Origin of the sequence: Pseudomonas palleroniana, from assembly GCF_003031675.1 — a bacterium.
Taxonomy (GTDB): Bacteria; Pseudomonadota; Gammaproteobacteria; order Pseudomonadales; family Pseudomonadaceae; genus Aquipseudomonas; species Aquipseudomonas palleroniana.
Window position 1 is genome coordinate 59,035 of the sequence record NZ_PYWX01000012.1, and the last position, 16,200, is coordinate 75,234.

Annotated in this window: 11 protein-coding genes; 4 read left to right on the forward strand and 7 right to left on the reverse strand. The window is 60.2% G+C overall.

Annotated features, from left to right (window positions below; genetic code table 11):
- Nucleotides 1-137: 137 nt before the first annotated feature.
- Nucleotides 138-2,687, forward strand: a complete 2,550-nt coding sequence (locus C9383_RS28290; protein ID WP_174554041.1) for a hypothetical protein — start codon at nt 138-140, stop codon at nt 2,685-2,687.
- Between the two features lie 71 nt (nt 2,688-2,758).
- On the opposite strand, the gene C9383_RS04455 is transcribed toward C9383_RS28290, so the two are convergent.
- The 4 genes from C9383_RS04455 to xylA form a co-directional block, all read right to left on the reverse strand.
- Complete coding sequence (locus C9383_RS04455; protein ID WP_090371873.1) at nt 2,759-3,895, reverse strand: sugar ABC transporter permease; 1,137 nt, start codon at nt 3,893-3,895, stop codon at nt 2,759-2,761.
- Nucleotides 3,896-5,449 carry a D-xylose ABC transporter ATP-binding protein gene (gene xylG, locus C9383_RS04460; RefSeq protein ID WP_090371871.1) on the reverse strand — a complete coding sequence of 518 codons (1,554 nt, stop codon included), beginning with the start codon at nt 5,447-5,449 and terminating at the stop codon, nt 3,896-3,898.
- Nucleotides 5,446-6,447 carry a D-xylose ABC transporter substrate-binding protein gene (xylF, locus tag C9383_RS04465; RefSeq protein WP_090371868.1) on the reverse strand — a complete coding sequence of 334 codons (1,002 nt, stop codon included), beginning with the start codon at nt 6,445-6,447 and terminating at the stop codon, nt 5,446-5,448. The genes xylG and xylF overlap by 4 nt, the downstream gene beginning before the upstream one ends.
- Nucleotides 6,448-6,617: 170 nt before the next feature.
- Nucleotides 6,618-7,934 (reverse strand): xylose isomerase, encoded by a 1,317-nt coding sequence (gene xylA / locus C9383_RS04470; RefSeq protein WP_060755419.1) that lies wholly within the window; start codon nt 7,932-7,934, stop codon nt 6,618-6,620.
- A 139-nt stretch (nt 7,935-8,073) separates the two neighbouring features.
- Between xylA and C9383_RS04475 the strand changes: the two genes are divergently transcribed.
- Nucleotides 8,074-9,249, forward strand: a complete 1,176-nt coding sequence (locus tag C9383_RS04475) for a XylR family transcriptional regulator (protein WP_060755418.1) — start codon at nt 8,074-8,076, stop codon at nt 9,247-9,249.
- On the opposite strand, the gene C9383_RS04480 is transcribed toward C9383_RS04475, so the two are convergent.
- The 3 genes from C9383_RS04480 to C9383_RS04490 all read right to left on the reverse strand — a co-directional run bounded on the left by C9383_RS04480 (nt 9,246) and on the right by C9383_RS04490 (nt 13,966).
- Nucleotides 9,246-10,511, reverse strand: coding sequence for a carbohydrate porin (locus C9383_RS04480; protein WP_090371866.1), 1,266 nt, complete (start codon nt 10,509-10,511; stop codon nt 9,246-9,248). The genes C9383_RS04475 and C9383_RS04480 overlap by 4 nt on opposite strands.
- A gap of 56 nt (nt 10,512-10,567) precedes the next feature.
- Nucleotides 10,568-12,976 carry a glucose/quinate/shikimate family membrane-bound PQQ-dependent dehydrogenase gene (locus C9383_RS04485; RefSeq protein WP_090371863.1) on the reverse strand — a complete coding sequence of 803 codons (2,409 nt, stop codon included), beginning with the start codon at nt 12,974-12,976 and terminating at the stop codon, nt 10,568-10,570.
- A 114-nt stretch (nt 12,977-13,090) separates the two neighbouring features.
- Nucleotides 13,091-13,966 (reverse strand): bestrophin family protein, encoded by an 876-nt coding sequence (locus C9383_RS04490; protein WP_090371861.1) that lies wholly within the window; start codon nt 13,964-13,966, stop codon nt 13,091-13,093.
- Nucleotides 13,967-14,302: 336 nt separating this feature from the next.
- On the opposite strand from C9383_RS04490, the gene C9383_RS04495 reads away from it, so the two are divergent.
- Nucleotides 14,303-15,154 (forward strand): hypothetical protein, encoded by an 852-nt coding sequence (locus tag C9383_RS04495; protein ID WP_174554040.1) that lies wholly within the window; start codon nt 14,303-14,305, stop codon nt 15,152-15,154.
- A 3-nt stretch (nt 15,155-15,157) separates the two neighbouring features.
- Entirely contained in the window at nt 15,158-16,198 is a 1,041-nt protein-coding gene (locus C9383_RS04500) for a GGDEF domain-containing protein (protein WP_090371857.1), read from the forward strand.
- Nucleotides 16,199-16,200 lie beyond the last annotated feature (2 nt).

The window sequence follows — 16,200 nt, forward strand, 5'->3', positions numbered from 1 at the left end:
CCACAAGTTTGGTCGCATTCAGGCATCCATCGTGCAATGGAACAATTTCTTACCTCAGTACCACACAGGGTGGACAAATCTACCGCCGTGTTTCCTACCGTGGTCGAGAGAACATTCCACTCGCATGATGATGAATAATGACCACCAATATTCTTGCATTTCCTACCGATCGCCATTGGGCCAGAAACCTTGAAGGGGGCGCGGAAACAGCGAGCAGTCGTACCAAGCGATCTTCGGGTTCTGACGCAGCGGGCAACAGTGAGGCGCCCAAATCCGCATCAGGCCCCTCAGCCGCCAGCCCGCCTCAGGTCACTGGCGGCTCATCGGTCCATGCGGGCAAAAATAATGCGCCATCGGAACTCAGCAAAAGCTCTGTGAGTTGGGTGAGTTATCAGCACGGTGTCAACCTGGCCGAAGCCATCGAGCCGGGCTCTTCGAAGCGGATGACCCAGGATGAACTGATCGCCTTGCCCGGCAAAATGAGTGCTATGGCGGTGACGCCCGAACAAGAGCTGTTGATTGCGTCGACGCGCATTGGCCCCGCGCTGGAGTGGGCCGTTGCCAACGGCATTCTTGAAGATAAAACCGAATTTTCGCAGGCGGATATTCAAAAAGCCCTTGCCGCATTGGATCAGCATCTTGAAAAGATGGCGGGTGCCATCGCGAGCCTCTCTAGCCCCATGCCAATGAGGAAGGATTATTTCCTTGGGACGCAACAGGTATCGCCCATCAAAGGCCATGTCGATCCGGATAATAAAAAATACCCGGTGGCTATCTACGATGACCAAAAATTCGGCGAAGACTTCAAAGCCGATCTGGCGAACAAGAAAGCCGCCTACGGCACGATAATCCAATGCGCTCTCTCAACGCTGCCCCCGGCGGATCAGATCGCCATAGCGCACGGTGACGTCGGTGTGTATGCGATGAAGTCACCCGGAGAGGGCGGCGAGCCCGAGCGCACTACGTTCTTGATTAAAGCGGTTCACGAAGGAAAGACGACGGTCTATGAAGTCAACCCTGAACGGGGGACCGTGGTTAAGCGGGACGATTACGTCGGGGTATTTCAGGGCCACAGTGTCATCGGAAAACAACGTTTACCCGACGGCAGTTATGCGAACACATTCACCGTGTGGCCAAAACCCAGCATTCAAGGGCAGCGCTATGAGGCGAAAGCTGATCGGCCAGTGGGCGCCCGATCGGACAATACGCCGTTTTCCGCCCAGCTTTATACGCTGGAATCGCTGGCGACCTTTCCGGCCTCTGCGCAAGGCAGCGCCGGAAAGCCAACCTATCAGGCAAAGTTCGTGGAGCGAACCGGCCAGATCGGCACGACGGTGTCCGAAAAACTGTTTTTTATGAAGGATCTGGATTTGCTGGAGAGGGCAAAAGAGGATCCGGAGCGCGTGACTGAAGCCGAGAAAGAGGACAGAGAAAACTATCAGGCATTCAAGGCCGACAGGGAGAAACGTCGTGAAATCCTTAAAGGTTTCGTGCCTTTTTGGCACGGTGTCGAGGCAATAGTTGCCGGCCGCCCACTCGAAGGCATCGCGCAAATATGGATAGATCTGCTTTCACTGTTTACGCCTGTTGAACAAGCCGCCGCTGGCTTGACGAGGGGGGTTGTCCGATGGGTCAAACCCATCCTCCCGAAGTTCTTGAAGCCGTCGGTAAATTTTGCGAGTTACAGCTTAAAGCCTGGGGTTGCCGGGGTTAAATGGGAAGGCGGCGTACAGGGTTTGAAGTGGGCACCCAATGCTTCCAAAAAAGCAACTCAGGGCATTGAGCAGTTCAAGGCTGCCGCCGTGCCGTTGCCCCGCAGCCAACCGGGTGTCAGACAGATTGAGCTTAACGGTGTGAAGTATTTTGTTTCCGAAAAGCCTGATGCCGGCGATGGCGTCCACTATGTGTTACGCATCGCCAAACCGGGTGACCCAACGAAGTTGGTCAGTAGCGGAAAAATTGCCAAGCCTGATAACGCCGGTGTATGGAGAAGAAGAGGCGTAGAGGGCGGCGGGAAAATATCAGAGGCTTTTTCGCAAAAATATAGAAATGCCCGTAAGGAACTGGCTGGCGTTGTGGAAAAACACAAGCAGTCAGGGGGCGCGCTCTCCGAGCAGCAGAAGGACGAATTCACCAAGACCCTCACTAAACTTGTCGGAGAAAGTAATGCTGATGATTTTGAGCATGTGGGTACTTACACTCGCGCAGGCTCAGACTTCGTCAATCAGCCCCTGCGTGCGAATCGGCGTACGCCGGAACTTGAAGCGTTTTTGCGTGAGTTTGATCAATTAAAGCCCTATGAGGGCAAGGCGTATCGTTCGGCGTTCGTCACCCCAGAGGGTGCAAGCCGGCTTAAAAATGGCGTAGGCAAAGTCTTCCAGGATCCTGGCGTACAGTCCGCCTCGGCGACCGTGCACAATTCAGTGGAGTGGGAAGGCTGGGCGAAAGGCCTGGCAAAAGGTAAAGGGCAGGGGACTCAGCAGGTCGTCTATGTCTTTGATGAGTCCATACCGAAGAAGAACGTATCAACCAGTTTCTTGAAGGATCATGTCGCGATCGGCGCGGGCCAACCCGTCAAAGTATTGGCTGTCCAGGAACACGGTGGAAAGTTGTTCGTCTATTTTTCGTCGCCTTCCGAGGTCCCTGACCATCTCTACAATATCTACAATGGCGCCCAGATTTATTGACGTCATAGGCTTTCGGCACGGACGCATAGCCCTGATCATTCCCACATCCCGTGGGAATGATCATGGCGGGTTCAGCGCCGCCCAGCCCGCGTACTCACATCCACCCACACCGCCAGCACCAGAATGCTGCCCTTCACAATCATCTGCCAGTAACTGTCCACATCCAGCATCGACATACCGTTGTCCAGGCTGGTAATCACCAACGCCCCGAGCAACGCGCCATACACCGTGCCCGAACCGCCGCGCATGGACGTGCCACCGATAAAGCACGCAGCAATGGCGTCGAGTTCACCCATGTTGCCCGCCGACGGCGAACCGGCCGCGAGGCGGGCGGTGTTGACCAGGCCGGCGAGGGCGCACATCACGCCCATGATGCCGAAGATCCATAGCTTCACCGCCTGTACGTTGATACCCGACAGGCGCGTGGCTTCCATGTTGCTGCCCACCGCGTAGACGCGACGACCGAACACGGTCTGGCTGGTGACGTAGCTGAACACGCCGAGCAGCACCAGCAATAACAACACCGGCACCGGGATGCCGTCGTAGCTGTTGAGGGTGGTGACGAACCCGGCCAACACCACGCCGATCACCCCCACGCGCAACCCATCACGCACCCGCGAGTGCGCCGCCAGGCCATGCAAGGCGCGGTTGCGCCGCTGCTTCCAGGTGAGGAACACGGTCAGCGCAAACAGCAGCACGCCCAGGCCGACTCCTACCGTATGCGGTAAATAGCCCTGGCCCACGTACACCAGTGACGGCGATACCGGTGCGATGGTGGTACCGCCGGTAATCCCCAGCAGAATCCCGCGAAACGCCAGCATCCCGCCCAAACCTACGATAAACGACGGGATACGCAGGTAAGCCGTCATGTAGCCGTTGGCCAAGCCGATCATCAGCCCGCACAACGCCACCAGACTCAGGTTGGCCAGCAGCGGAATGTGGTACACCACGTCCAGGATCGCCGCGAGCCCGCCCAGCAGCCCGAGCAACGAGCCCACCGATAAATCGATCTCGCCGCTGATGATCACCAGCACCATGCCGCAGGCCAGGATTCCGGTGATCGACATCTGCCGCAGCAGGTTGGACAGGTTGCGCGGCGTCACGAAGCCGCCCTCGGTCTGCCAGCTGAAAAACAGCCAGATAAACGCCACGGCGATGACCAGGGCCAGCATTTTGTAGCGGGTAAAAAGGTGTTTGACCTGATTCATCTACGCGGTCTTCCGATCATGATGGTTTTGGCTGAGCGCGGCGGCGAGCACCTGTTCCTGGGTGAGGTCTTCATTGATAAAGTCGCCACGCAGTTGCCCGTCGCCGATCACCAGCACGCGGTTGGACACGCCCAGCACTTCGGCCAGTTCCGAGGAAACCATGATGATCGACACGCCTTCGGCCGCCAGTGCGCTCATCAGCTTGTAGATCTCGTACTTGGCGCCCACGTCCACGCCGCGGGTGGGTTCATCGAGGATCAGCACCTTGGGCTTGGCCATCAACATCTTCGCCAGCACGGCTTTTTGCTGATTGCCACCGGACAGGCTGGTGATCGACAGCGACGGGCTGGCCGTCTTGAGGTGCAGGCGGGCGATCTGTTGCTCGATGCTGCCCAACTCGGCTTCGGCATCGATGCGCGTCAGGTATGAGTAGGTTTCCAGCACGGTCAGGGTGATGTTCTGGCCCACCCCGAAATCCGGAATGATGCCTTGGCGCTTACGGTCTTCGGGCACCATGCACAGCCCCGCGCGGATCGACTTGAGCGGCGTGCGCGTGTCGACCGGCACGCCGTCCAGCCACACTTCGCCGCTGTGGCGGCCGGGGTAGGCGCCGAACAGCGCCGATACCAGTTCCGTGCGTCCGGCGCCCACCAGCCCGGCGATGCCGAGGATTTCCCCGCGCCTGAGCACAAAGGAAATATCGTCAACGCGTTTGCGCTTGGGGTTGTCGACGTCATAACAGGTGACGTTGCGTGCTTCGAAAATCACTTCGCCCACCGCGTGGGGTTCGGTGGGGTAGAGGTTGTTCATCTCGCGGCCGACCATCTGGGTGATGATCTGCGGGATATCCATGTCGGCCATGGCGGTGGTCGCGATGTGTTTGCCGTCGCGGATCACGGCAATGGTGTCGCACACCGCCGCCACTTCATCGAGCTTGTGGGAGATGTACACGCAGGCCACGCCCTTGGCCTTGAGGTCTCGGATGATATCCAGCAGCACCTCGATTTCCGACCGGGTCAGGGCCGAGGAGGGCTCATCGAGGATCAACAGGCGTGCCTGTTTGTTCAGGGCCTTGGCGATTTCCACCAGTTGCTGGTAACCGCCGCCGTACTGCGACACCGGCAGCGCCACGTTCATGTCCGGCACCTTGAGTTCGCGCATCAAGGCTTCGGCGCGGTGGAGCATGGCCGGGTAGTTCATGCGCCCGCCGGGCAAGGTCAGCTCGTGGCCCATGAAGATGTTTTCGGCCACCGACAGGTCAGGCACCAGGGTCAGTTCCTGGTGAATGATGACGATGCCGGCGGCCTCGGTTTCGCTGATGGACTGGGCCTTGAGCGGTTGCCCATCCCAGAGGATTTCACCGTCCCAGGTGCCGTGCGGATAGACCGCCGACAGCACCTTCATCAAGGTGGATTTACCGGCGCCGTTCTCACCGCACAGGCCGACACATTCCCCCGGCCGCACGTTGATATCGATACCGTTCAGGGCGGGCACACCGCCAAAGGTCTTGACGATGCCGCGCATTTGCAACAGGTAGTCGGACATGACCATCATTGTCCGGCAATCTGTGCCTTGGTATAGAACCCGTCCTTCTCCAACAGGTCGATGTTGGCCTTGGTCAGCGGGGTGGGCGTGAGCAGGATGGTGTCGACCTTTTTGCTGCCGTTGTCGTATTGCGAGCTGTAGCTAGGTTTTTCATTGCGCGCCAGTTGTACCGAGAGCTTGGCCGCCTCGGTGGCGATCAGCTTGAGCGGCTTGTACACGGTCATGGTCTGGGTGCCGTCGAGCACGCGCTTCACGGCGGCCAGGTCAGCATCCTGCCCCGAGATCGGCACCTTGCCGGCCAGCTTCTGTGCGGCCAGGGCCTGAATCGCACCGCCGGCGGTGGCGTCGTTGGAAGCGACGATGGCGTCGATCTTGTTGTCGTTACGGGTCAGGGCGTTTTCGACGATGCTGAGGGCCTCGGTAGGGTTCCATTCCTTGACCCACTGCTGGCCGACAATCTTGATGTCGCCCTTGTCGATGGCCGGTTGCAGCACCTTCATCTGGCCTTCGCGCAGGACCTTGGCGTTGTTGTCGGTGGGGGCGCCGCCGAGCAGGAAGTAATTGCCCTTGGGCGCCGCTTGCAGCACACCGCTGGCCTGCATCTCGCCGACTTTTTCGTTATCGAAGGAGATGTACGCGTCGATATCGGCATTGAGGATCAGGCGATCATAGGACACCACCTTGATCCCGGCCTTCTTGGCTTCGGCGACGGCGTTGGTGAGTACGGTCGCGTTGAACGGCACGATGACGATCACATCGACACCACGGGAGATCAGGTTTTCGATCTGGGAAATCTGCTTCTGCTCGTTGGCGTCGGCCGACTGTACAAACACTTTGGCATCGAGCTTTTCGGCTGCCGCCACAAAGTAGTCGCGGTCGCGGGACCAGCGTTCCAGACGCAGGTCGTCGATGGAAAAGCCGATTTTCGGGTGAGCGGAATCAGCCATCGCCGGCAGGGCGAGCAAGGCCAGGGCAGAGGCAAGAAGAGTGCGTTTGAATGACTTCATAGTGGTGCGTCCTTTTATTGTTGTAGTAAGACTCTGTAGTGAGCGGGCTCGCCCCGCGCTGGGTGGCGCAGCCGCCCCAAAACCAGGCACCGCGGTCTTCCTGACATAGCGTAGCGTCCCTGTCTGGGGCGGCTGCGCCACCCAGCGCGGGGCGAGCCCGCTCACTACAATCAGCTGTAGATAAAGCGGTTCACGACACCTTCGAGCATTTCCTGTCGCCCGCTCACAGCCTGCGGGTTCAGCTCATGGGCAAACGCATGCTCGGCCAGGGACTCCAGGCTGTACTCGCCGGCCAGTACGGCCTGGCCCAGCGGCTGTCGCCAACCGGCATAACGCTGGTCCTTGAATTGTTGCAAGCGGTCGTTCTGCACCATGGCGGCTGCGCGTTCCAACGCCAGGGCCAAGACATCCATGGCGGCCACGTGCCCGTGGAACAGATCGACTTCGTCCAGGCTTTGGCGACGGACCTTGGAGTCGAAATTGTAGCCGCCATTCTTGAAACCACCGGCCTTGAGGATTTCATAAGTGGCGAGGGTCATTTCCTCGACGCTGTTGGGGAACTGGTCGGTGTCCCAGCCGTTCTGCGGGTCGCCACGGTTGGCATCAATGCTGCCGAAAATGCCAAGGGACACGGCGGTGGCAATCTCATGCTGAAAACTGTGCCCGGCCAGGGTCGCGTGGTTGGCCTCGATGTTCACCTTGATCTCCTGTTCCAGGCCGTACTCATGCAGGAAGCCGAACACCGTGGCGCTGTCGTAATCGTACTGGTGCTTGGTCGGCTCCTGGGGCTTGGGCTCGATCAGCAGGTCGCCCTTGAAGCCGATCTTGTACTTGTGCTCCACCACCATGCGCATAAACCGGCCGAGCTGCTCGCGTTCGCGCTTGAGGTCGGTATTGAGCAGGGTTTCATAGCCCTCGCGACCGCCCCACAGCACGTAGTTGGAGCCCTTGAGCCGCAAGGTGGCGTTCATTGCACTGCACACCTGGGCGGCCGCATAGGCAAACACCTCCGGGTCCGGGTTGCTGGCGGCGCCGGCGGCAAAACGCGGGTTGCTGAAGCAGTTGGCGGTGCCCCATAACAGCTGGATGCCGGACTGTTCCTGATGACGCTCCAGGTGATCGACCATCTGCGCAAAGTTATGGCGATATTCCTTGAGCGAGCTGCCTTCGGGGGCGACGTCCGTGTCGTGAAAGCTGTAGTAATCGATGCCCAGTTTGGAGAAGAACTCAAAGGCGGCCTGCGCCTTGCCGATCGCCAGCTCCATCGGCTCGCCGTTGCGCTGCCAGGGCCGCTTGAAGGTGCCCTGGCCGAACACGTCCGAGCCCGGCCACACAAAGGTGTGCCAATAACAAACGGCCATGCGCAAGTGCTCGCGCATGGGTTTTCCGAGGATCAGTTTGTTGGCGTCATAGTGGCGGAAGGCGAGGGGCGCGTCGCTGTCGGGGCCTTCGAAGCGGACCTTCTCGACACCAGGGAAATACTGCATGGCGTTTTCCTTATTGTTCTTGGCGGTGTCTGGATACTAGCAACGGCGTTGGGCCCGCCGATTATGAAAATCACCAAGGGAGGGTGCGATTTTGAGTGGCGGGGTTTAGTCTGTGGCGACTGGCCTCAGGACAAAAACAATGAAAACCCTACCGCCCGTTCACCGTATCGCCCTGTTGTTCAACGGCAGCAAAATCTACGATCGCGGCATCATCGCGGGCATCGGCAACTACCTGAGCAGTACCCGTGCCTCGTGGGATCTGTTCCTGGAGGAAGACTTCCTGTGCCGCCTCAAAGGCATCGAGCATTGGCAGGGCGACGGCATCATTGCGGACTTCGACGACCCGCTGATCGGCGAAGCGCTGGCCGGGAGCCGCTTGCCGGTGGTGGCGGTGGGCGGCTCCTACGAGGACGTGCGTGCCTACCCCAAGGGCATTCCTTATGTGGCCACCGACAATCATGGCCTGATGAAGCTGGCGTATGAACATCTGATCGAGGCGGGGTTGACCCGGTTTGCCTGTTTCAGCTTGCCGCCGGCCCAGGCCAACCGCTGGGCGCAGGAGCGCGAAAAGGCCTTTCGCAGCCTGTTGACGCGTGATGGTGTGCCGGTGGAGATCTATCGCGGCCTGGGCACCAGCGCACCGCTGTGGGACAGCGCGGTGGAGCAGCAGATCGCCTGGCTGGAGAGCCTGCCCAAACCCATCGGCATCATCGCCGTCACCGACGCCCGTGCCCGGCAACTGCTGCAAGCCTGCCTGACGGCCGGGATCGCCGTGCCGGAAGAAGTGGCGTTGATCGGTATCGACAACGACCCGCTGACCCGCACCCTCACGCGGGTGCCGCTGAGTTCGGTGATCCAGGGCACCGAGACCATGGGCCGTACCGCCGCCGCCCTGTTGCACCAGATGCTGCACGGCAAACCTTGCGCCGGTACGCAGATCCTGGTGCCGCCGGAGGCGATCAACGTGCAAGCCTCCAGCCTGCACCAACCCTTGGGCAACCCCTACGTGATGCAGGCGTTGCTGTTTATCCGCCAATACGCATGCCAGGGTATCAAGACCGCCCAGGTGGCGGCCTATGTGGGCGTATCACGCTCATCCCTGGAGTCGCACTTTCGCAAGGAACGTGGCTGCAGCGTGCACGACGAGATCCTGCGCTTCAAACTGGCGGCCGCCGCCAAGGGCCTGGAGAACCACCGCGTGGCGATTGCCGAGGTTGCCGCGCGCTGCGGCTTCAAATCGGCGCAGTACCTGCACACGGTGTTTCGCCGGGAGTTCGGCTGCACGCCACGCGAATATCAGCAGGGCGCGGCCTAGAACACGGCTTTGACCTGCAACCCCACGACCAGCGCGTTATCGATGTTCTCACCCGAAAACGCGCCCGGCTCGATGATGTATTGCACATCCGGGCGCAGGGTCAGCCAGGGCGTGGCCTGGTAGCCATAGCTGAGTTCGATCAACTGCTCGGCATTGTTCAGGTCGGGATACTCGGTCCCCGCCTTGAAGGCCGCCAGTTCCTGTACGTCACGGCTGCGAGGGTTCGGCACCGCACGGCCGTAACCCAGGGCGAGGGTATCGCGTGGCCGACCTTCGAAGGGCTTGTACAGCACCAATCCTGCGCCGTACCACTTGCTGAACGGCGACGCTGCTTCACTGGCTGCCGAGTACTGACCGAAAGCATGCAGCGTGCGCCCGGCGGAGGCCTCGGAGGCCCACACCGCCTGGTCGATCAGCAGGTAATGGCCGCCACGCCCGTTGACCTCTTTATTGCTGCCGATGCGTTTGACGTTGGAGCTGTCGTAGTAATAACCCAGCTTGTACTCACCGGGCAGCGGGCCTGCGTGTTTGTACACCAGTTCGATCGGCACCACGGTGCCGGTGGTGTGTTTCGGGTCCAGGCGCCAGGCGCGGCTGGAGTTACCGTTGCTCTCGGGGTCGACGTTGAAGGCTGCGACGCGCAGTTGCCAGGACGGTGAGAAATCGTATTTCACGCGGGCACCCAGGCGCGCATTCGGGTAGTTGGTCCAGCCGCTGCCGCCGGACATGTTCAGCGGATGCCCGCAGAAACCGGCGTTCATGAAGTTGCAGAGGATGCCGCTGTCCAGGCCGCCGAGGTCATTGCCCATGGCCATGTAGCCCAGCTTGACATTAAGCGCTGGGGTGAACAGCGTGCGCTCGTAGCTCAGTTCGGTGAGGCGGGTGTAGAGGCCGCCGTAGTTTTCCTGGATCGGCAGGCGGTTACCCACCAGATCCTCGGAAGCGCTGTTGCCGCGACGGTCATTGATCGTGACCTGGATGCGGTCGCCATGGTTGAAGCCGTAGAGCTTGCCCAGGTCGAACTGCACGCCGAGCTTGAGGTTCTGCGAGTAGCGTGCCGCACGGTGTTGGCCGCCGTCGGCGTTGTAGGCGGTCTCGCCGCTGTAGTCGCCGGTGAAGCGAATGCCTTGCTCGTCGAGTTCACGGCGCAGGCCGCCCCAGTCGCCGGTCAAGGTGGTGTCGTCGGCTTGTGCGGGCAGCGCGGCGCCAAAGGCCAGGCCCAGCAACAGGCGCCCAATGGACGTAGGAGAAACGGGGAACATGCAGGTTCTTCCAAATAGACGGCGCGGTGCCGAAGCACCGCGCAAACACAGGGTTTTTATGGCAGGGCGTAGGCGATCACGTAGTCGCCACGGTCGGTGGACTGGCGTGCGCCACCTGCGGTGATGACCACGTACTGCTTGCCGGTTTTCGGCGAGACGTAGGTCATCGGGCCACCCTGGCTGCCGACGGGCAGGCGGGCTTTCCAGATTTCTTCACCGTTGCCGCTGTTGAAGGCGCGCAGGTAGAAGTCTTGGGTACCGGCGATAAAGATCAGGCCGCCCTGGGTCGACAGCGTACCGCCAAGGGTCGGCAGGCCGATCTTGATCGGCAGGTGCATGCGGATACCCAGCGGGCCGGTGTCTTCCACGGTGCCGACCGGCACTTGCCAGGCGACTTTCTGGGTCTTCATGTCGATCGCGGTCAGGGTGCCGAACGGCGGCGCCTGGCATGGAATACCGGCCACCGACAGGAAGCGGTTTTTGTTCACCGCATACGGCGTGCCCTTGAGCGGTACCGCGCCCATGCCGGTGTTGAGTGCTTCACCGCCGGACGAGGCCTGGGCGCGGTTCTGCGACGGGATCATCTGGATCCACAGGCCCAGGCGCATGTCGTTGACGAAGATAAAGCCGTGCACCGGGTCGGTGGAAATACTGCCCCAGTTCATGCCGCCCAGGGAACCTGGGAAGCTCAGCGATTTATCGGTGCCCGGCGCGGTGTACAGGCCGTCGTAGCGCATGCCCTTGAAGTCGATGCGGCACAGCAACTGGTCGTACGGCGTGGCACCCCACATGTCCGCCTCGGTCAGGGTTTGCGCGCCGATCTGCGGCATACCCAGCGATTTGGGCTGGGTCAGCGAGTAAGGCTCGTTGGGGATGTTCGCCGCCTTGACGGGCACTTCCTTGACGTCGGTCAGCGGCTTGCCGGTGGCACGGTCGAGCACATAGATCTGCCCGGCCTTGGTGCCGATCACCACGGCGGGCACGGCTTTGTCGCTACCCGGTGGGGTGAAGTCGATCAGGCTCGGCTGCATCGGCAGGTCGAAGTCCCACAGGTCGTTGTGGACGGTCTGGTAGACCCATTTTTCGCTGCCGGTGGAGGCATCCAGCGCCAACACCGAGGCGCCGTATTTATGGTTGAGCTGGGTGCGTTCCACGCCATAGATATCGGTGGAGGAACTGCCCATCGGCAAGAACACGGTGTTCATCAACGGGTCATAGGACATCGGTGCCCAGCTGTTCGGCGTACTGCGCACATACGTGCTGCCGGCTGCGGGGGCTTGCTTGTCTTCGGGGTTGCCCGGGTCGAAGGCCCAGCGCATTTTGCCGCTGATTACGTCGAAACCCCGGATCACGCCGCCGGGCATGTCGGTCTGCACGTTATCCGCCACGCGCCCGCCGACCACCACGGTGGTGCCGGCCATCAAGGGTGCCGAGGACAATTGGTAGTAGCTGTCCGGTACATCGCCCAGGCCGGCTTTCAAGTCCACCTGGCCATGGGTGCCGAAGTCTTCGCAGAATTTACCGGTATCGGCATCCACGGCGATCAGGCGTGCATCAATGGTGTTGGTCAGCAGGCGACGCTGGCATTGCGCACCGGCCGGTACGCTGGCGGCGAGGATCGGCGAGCTGTTGGGCTGCGTCGGTTGGGCAATCGGCGCGGTGGCGTCGAAATACGCCATGCCACGGCAGCGCTGCCACACCGCCGACTTGGCGTTGATCTCGTTCTTCCACAGCTCTTTGCCGGTGTCGGCATCCAGCGCAATCAGGTTGTTGTGGGGGGTGCAGATAAACACCTTATTGCCGATCTGCAACGGTGTCAGTTGGTCTTCGGCACCGTTGCCGTCGCTGATCGCCACGTCGCCGGTGTGGTAGGTCCAGGCCACCTTGAGCTTATTGATGGTGTCGCGGTTGATCTGGTCCAGTGCGGCAAAGCGGCTGCCGCCTTCGGTATTGCCGTAGTGAGCCCAGTCTTTTTGCGCGTCGGCCGCAGCGACCGGCGTGATGCCAGGGCCTTGACCGGTCGACGCTACGCTTGGGTGGGCGACAAACATATTGCCTGCCGCAACCGCCACGCCCACCGCCAACACGGCGGCAATCGCATAGGCGCCCCGTGCCGGCCGGTTGACCAGCAGCGGGTACACCAGCGCCACGACCACGCCGATCACCGCGAACATGAACAGTCGCGAGAACATCGGCCAGAACACCAGGCCCACATCCGCAATCGCCCACACGGCGGTCCCTACCAGGAACGTCGCGAACAACCAGGCGCCCGCCGGTTTGCGCTGGGCAATCAACAGCCCCGACACCGCCATCGCCAGGCCGCCGATCAGGAAGTACCAGGAGCCGCCAAGGCTCACCAGTTTGGCGCCGCCCACGGCCAGCGCCACGCCGAGCAGGGCGATGATGATGCCCAGGCCCAGCAGGAGAAATCTAGAGGCGCCGGTGGCGCGCGATGCTCGTTTCATATCGATAAATGCTCGAAGGTGAGAGGCAGAGGCGCGATTTTAGCAATATAAGTAACCAGTTAGTACATTATGCTCGGTAATAGTCTGTTACCGGCTCGGCGATGATGCCCGGCGTCAAGCCAGGGCATCACGCTGCATGGATTGCAGGTTCTTCTCGATGGTCTCGCAGATGTTTTCCATCTGTATCTGGTGTTCGCTGGAGCGAAACGGGCTTTGCAGGTCGGTGCCGATGCGTTCGATCGCCAGCAGCATGAAGCCCACCACCGTTGAGGCCAGCGGGGTGAACCAGCCCAGGGACTCCACCAGGCCCACCGGCACGATCAGGCAAAACAGCGAAATGAACAACCGGGGGAAATACACGTAAGGGTAGGGCAGCGGCGTATTTGCAATCCGCTCCATGCCGCCCTGGCTGTTGGATAAATCCACCAGCGTCGACTCCAGCCGCGCCAGGCGAATGCTGTCCAGGCGCCCGGCCTGGTATTCCCGGGCCAGCAAGGTCGCCGAACCGGTGAGCAGGTCATTGGCAAAGTTATTGGTGGCGCCGTTGCGTGCGAACTCGTCTGCGGGAATAAACGCACGCACCTCATCAGGGCAAGGGCGACCCCTGAGGTGCGCCGCCAGGCAGTTCACATAGGCGACGTGGCGACGCAACAAAGTCGATTTGATCGGGTTCACCTCGCCCTGGACATCATCGAGCAAGGTCAACACCTGGCGGGCGTAGCTGCGCGAGTTGTTGACCATCGCCCCCCACAGCGTGCGCGCTTCCCACCAACGGTTATAGGCGCTGCTGTTACGAAAGCTGATCAATACCACCAGGGCCGAACCCAGCAGAGTCAGGGGCATCAGCGGCAGGTTGATCTTGGCATTGAGAAACAGCATGAAATCCACCGTGACGGCGATATCCCACAACAGCAGCCAGAACAGCGACCAGCCCACATAACCCATGGTTTTGATGATCAGACGGTATTTCTTGAGGATCGCGGCTTTCAAATCAAGACCTCGCAGGGAACGGTTGGTAACAGTGCTCTGATTCGGACGTGCGCAGTCTGGGAAAGGTTCGCTGATCAATGCGTGAATGGAGTTATTCAATAAGTGCAAGGCGTAAATACGGGGGAAGTGTCACAAGAGTTCTCTGGATTGTGCGCAATCAGCGCCTTGGAACAACTTTGGTATTGATGATGTGTGGTCGGCCAATCGCTGTACATTGCGCCATCAGGCAAAGCGCCATTACCTGAAGTTTTGCGACGTGATTTGTTGTGGGACCGGGTCACGGAAACTTCTGTGGCCGAGATCAGTGGAAGACAGTTGGTTGGTCAGGGCTCATTCATGCACGTCAGTTCGTTGAAGTTGGCTATATGTCACACGGCGCAGGAGCTCGAACGCCATGTGGATTTTGAACGTTCCATCCGGGCCCACTACACGGTGCAGTTGGGCCCCTATTCAAGACGGCCGTTTTTCTACAAGAGCGCACTCAAATACAGCCGTTTGATGGTGTCGTTTGCGTTGTTGAGTGAATACTTCCGCAAGCCGACGCCGTTACTGTCCGAGGTCAAAACCTTTTGTGTGGCGCGCGGGTACTGCTCGCGAAACAGCCTGGAGTCGATCTTTTCGTTACTCCGCGCCCTGGGTTTCATGGAAGTCGCGCCACACCCGGAAGACAGCCGTTTCCGGGTGTATTCACCGTCGGAGGAAGCCTGTCGCGAAGTGCGTCTGATGCTGGCGTCGATTACCCACTCATTGACCCGGATGTGCCCGGATCGCGCCACCTTGCAGCGCATGCATGCGCTGGATGACCAGCAGTTCCTGGCGACCTATTTCAAAGGCTTTGGTGTCATCCTGGCCGCCGACCTGACCGTCGATGTGTTGCTGCCCGAGTGTTACTGGCTGGTCAAGCGAGATGCCGGGCATATGTTGATGCTCGCCATCTACAACGATGCGTTTGCGCCGGACAATCAACGGGCACGCTTTCGTTCGTCTTCCTACCTGGCACTGGCCAAACAACTTTCAGTATCGAAAACCCACGTCATCCGAGTGGTTCAGGAGGGGGTCGAAAAGGGCTACTTCAAAGTCCACTCCAAGACCCGATTGGAAGTGCTGCCGCGATTTGCCAGCCTGGTCCGGCGGTTTATGGCGTTTTCATTTGCGGTGAGCGTGCATGCCGTTGAGATGGGAGCCTAAAAGATGCCTGCTCACTTGAAGTTGAGACCCAGAATGCGCCGGTTGCTCTCGCCGGCGGTCACCTGGGCCGAAGGGATAGGGATTGTGGCCTGGGTGGGCCAGTTGCTGATTCATCCGGGCATTGAGTTCGACGGTATCACCTTGTTGATCAGTATCTGCCTGCTGGTGGTGTGCCGGCTTCATTATGTGGTCGAGAACTTTCACCTGTGGCGGGCGCTGGGCATTGTCTATGTGGTGGTGCTGTCGGCAGGTTTTGCCTATGTCATCGAGGCTCAGGACGCGTTGCGTATTTTTGTGCTGCCGCTGGCGGTCACACTGGTCATCAGCAGCGCCATCCTGTTTATCAGTGTTCGCGACTATCTGGTCTGCACGGCATTGGTGTGGCTGATCCTGTGGCCGTTGATGCAGACCGATAACTACGCTCAAACGCAGACCTACCTGTGGATGTTTTGCCTGTCGTCGGTGTCGATCGGCTTTGTCTTGAGCTTTTCCTATTTGAAGACCTTGCGTTCGGTACTGCTGGTGGAAAGTGAGTTCCGCGTGATGGCGGAGACCGACTATCTGACCTCCATCCTCAACCGCCGCGCGTTCATGCAATGCTTCGACAACCTGATCGCCGAGGGGCAAAGCGGCTACTTCCTGATGCTGGATATCGACAGTTTCAAATCCAAGAATGACCTTTACGGCCACGATGTCGGCGACAAGATCCTGTGTGCCATGGCCACCTGCCTGAGAAATGCCCAGGGCAGCCACAGTTTCGGCCGGATCGGCGGCGAAGAGTTCGGCGTGCTCTGGTTGGGCGATGACTCGGCGCTGGCCTGCGACTTTGCCCTGGACCTGTTGCAGGCGATCCGGCGCAGTGTCGCCGCGCCGCACAACTACACCTGCAGTGCGGGCATGGCGCGGTTTTCAGCGGGGGCGGAGCTGTCGGTGGTGCTCAAGAGTGCCGACAGGAATTTGTACAGCGCCAAGCGTAATGGCAAGGATCGCGTTTATCTGGAGGGCGAGCTGGTCGCCGCACCGTGTGGTGCGACGACGCTGTGAAT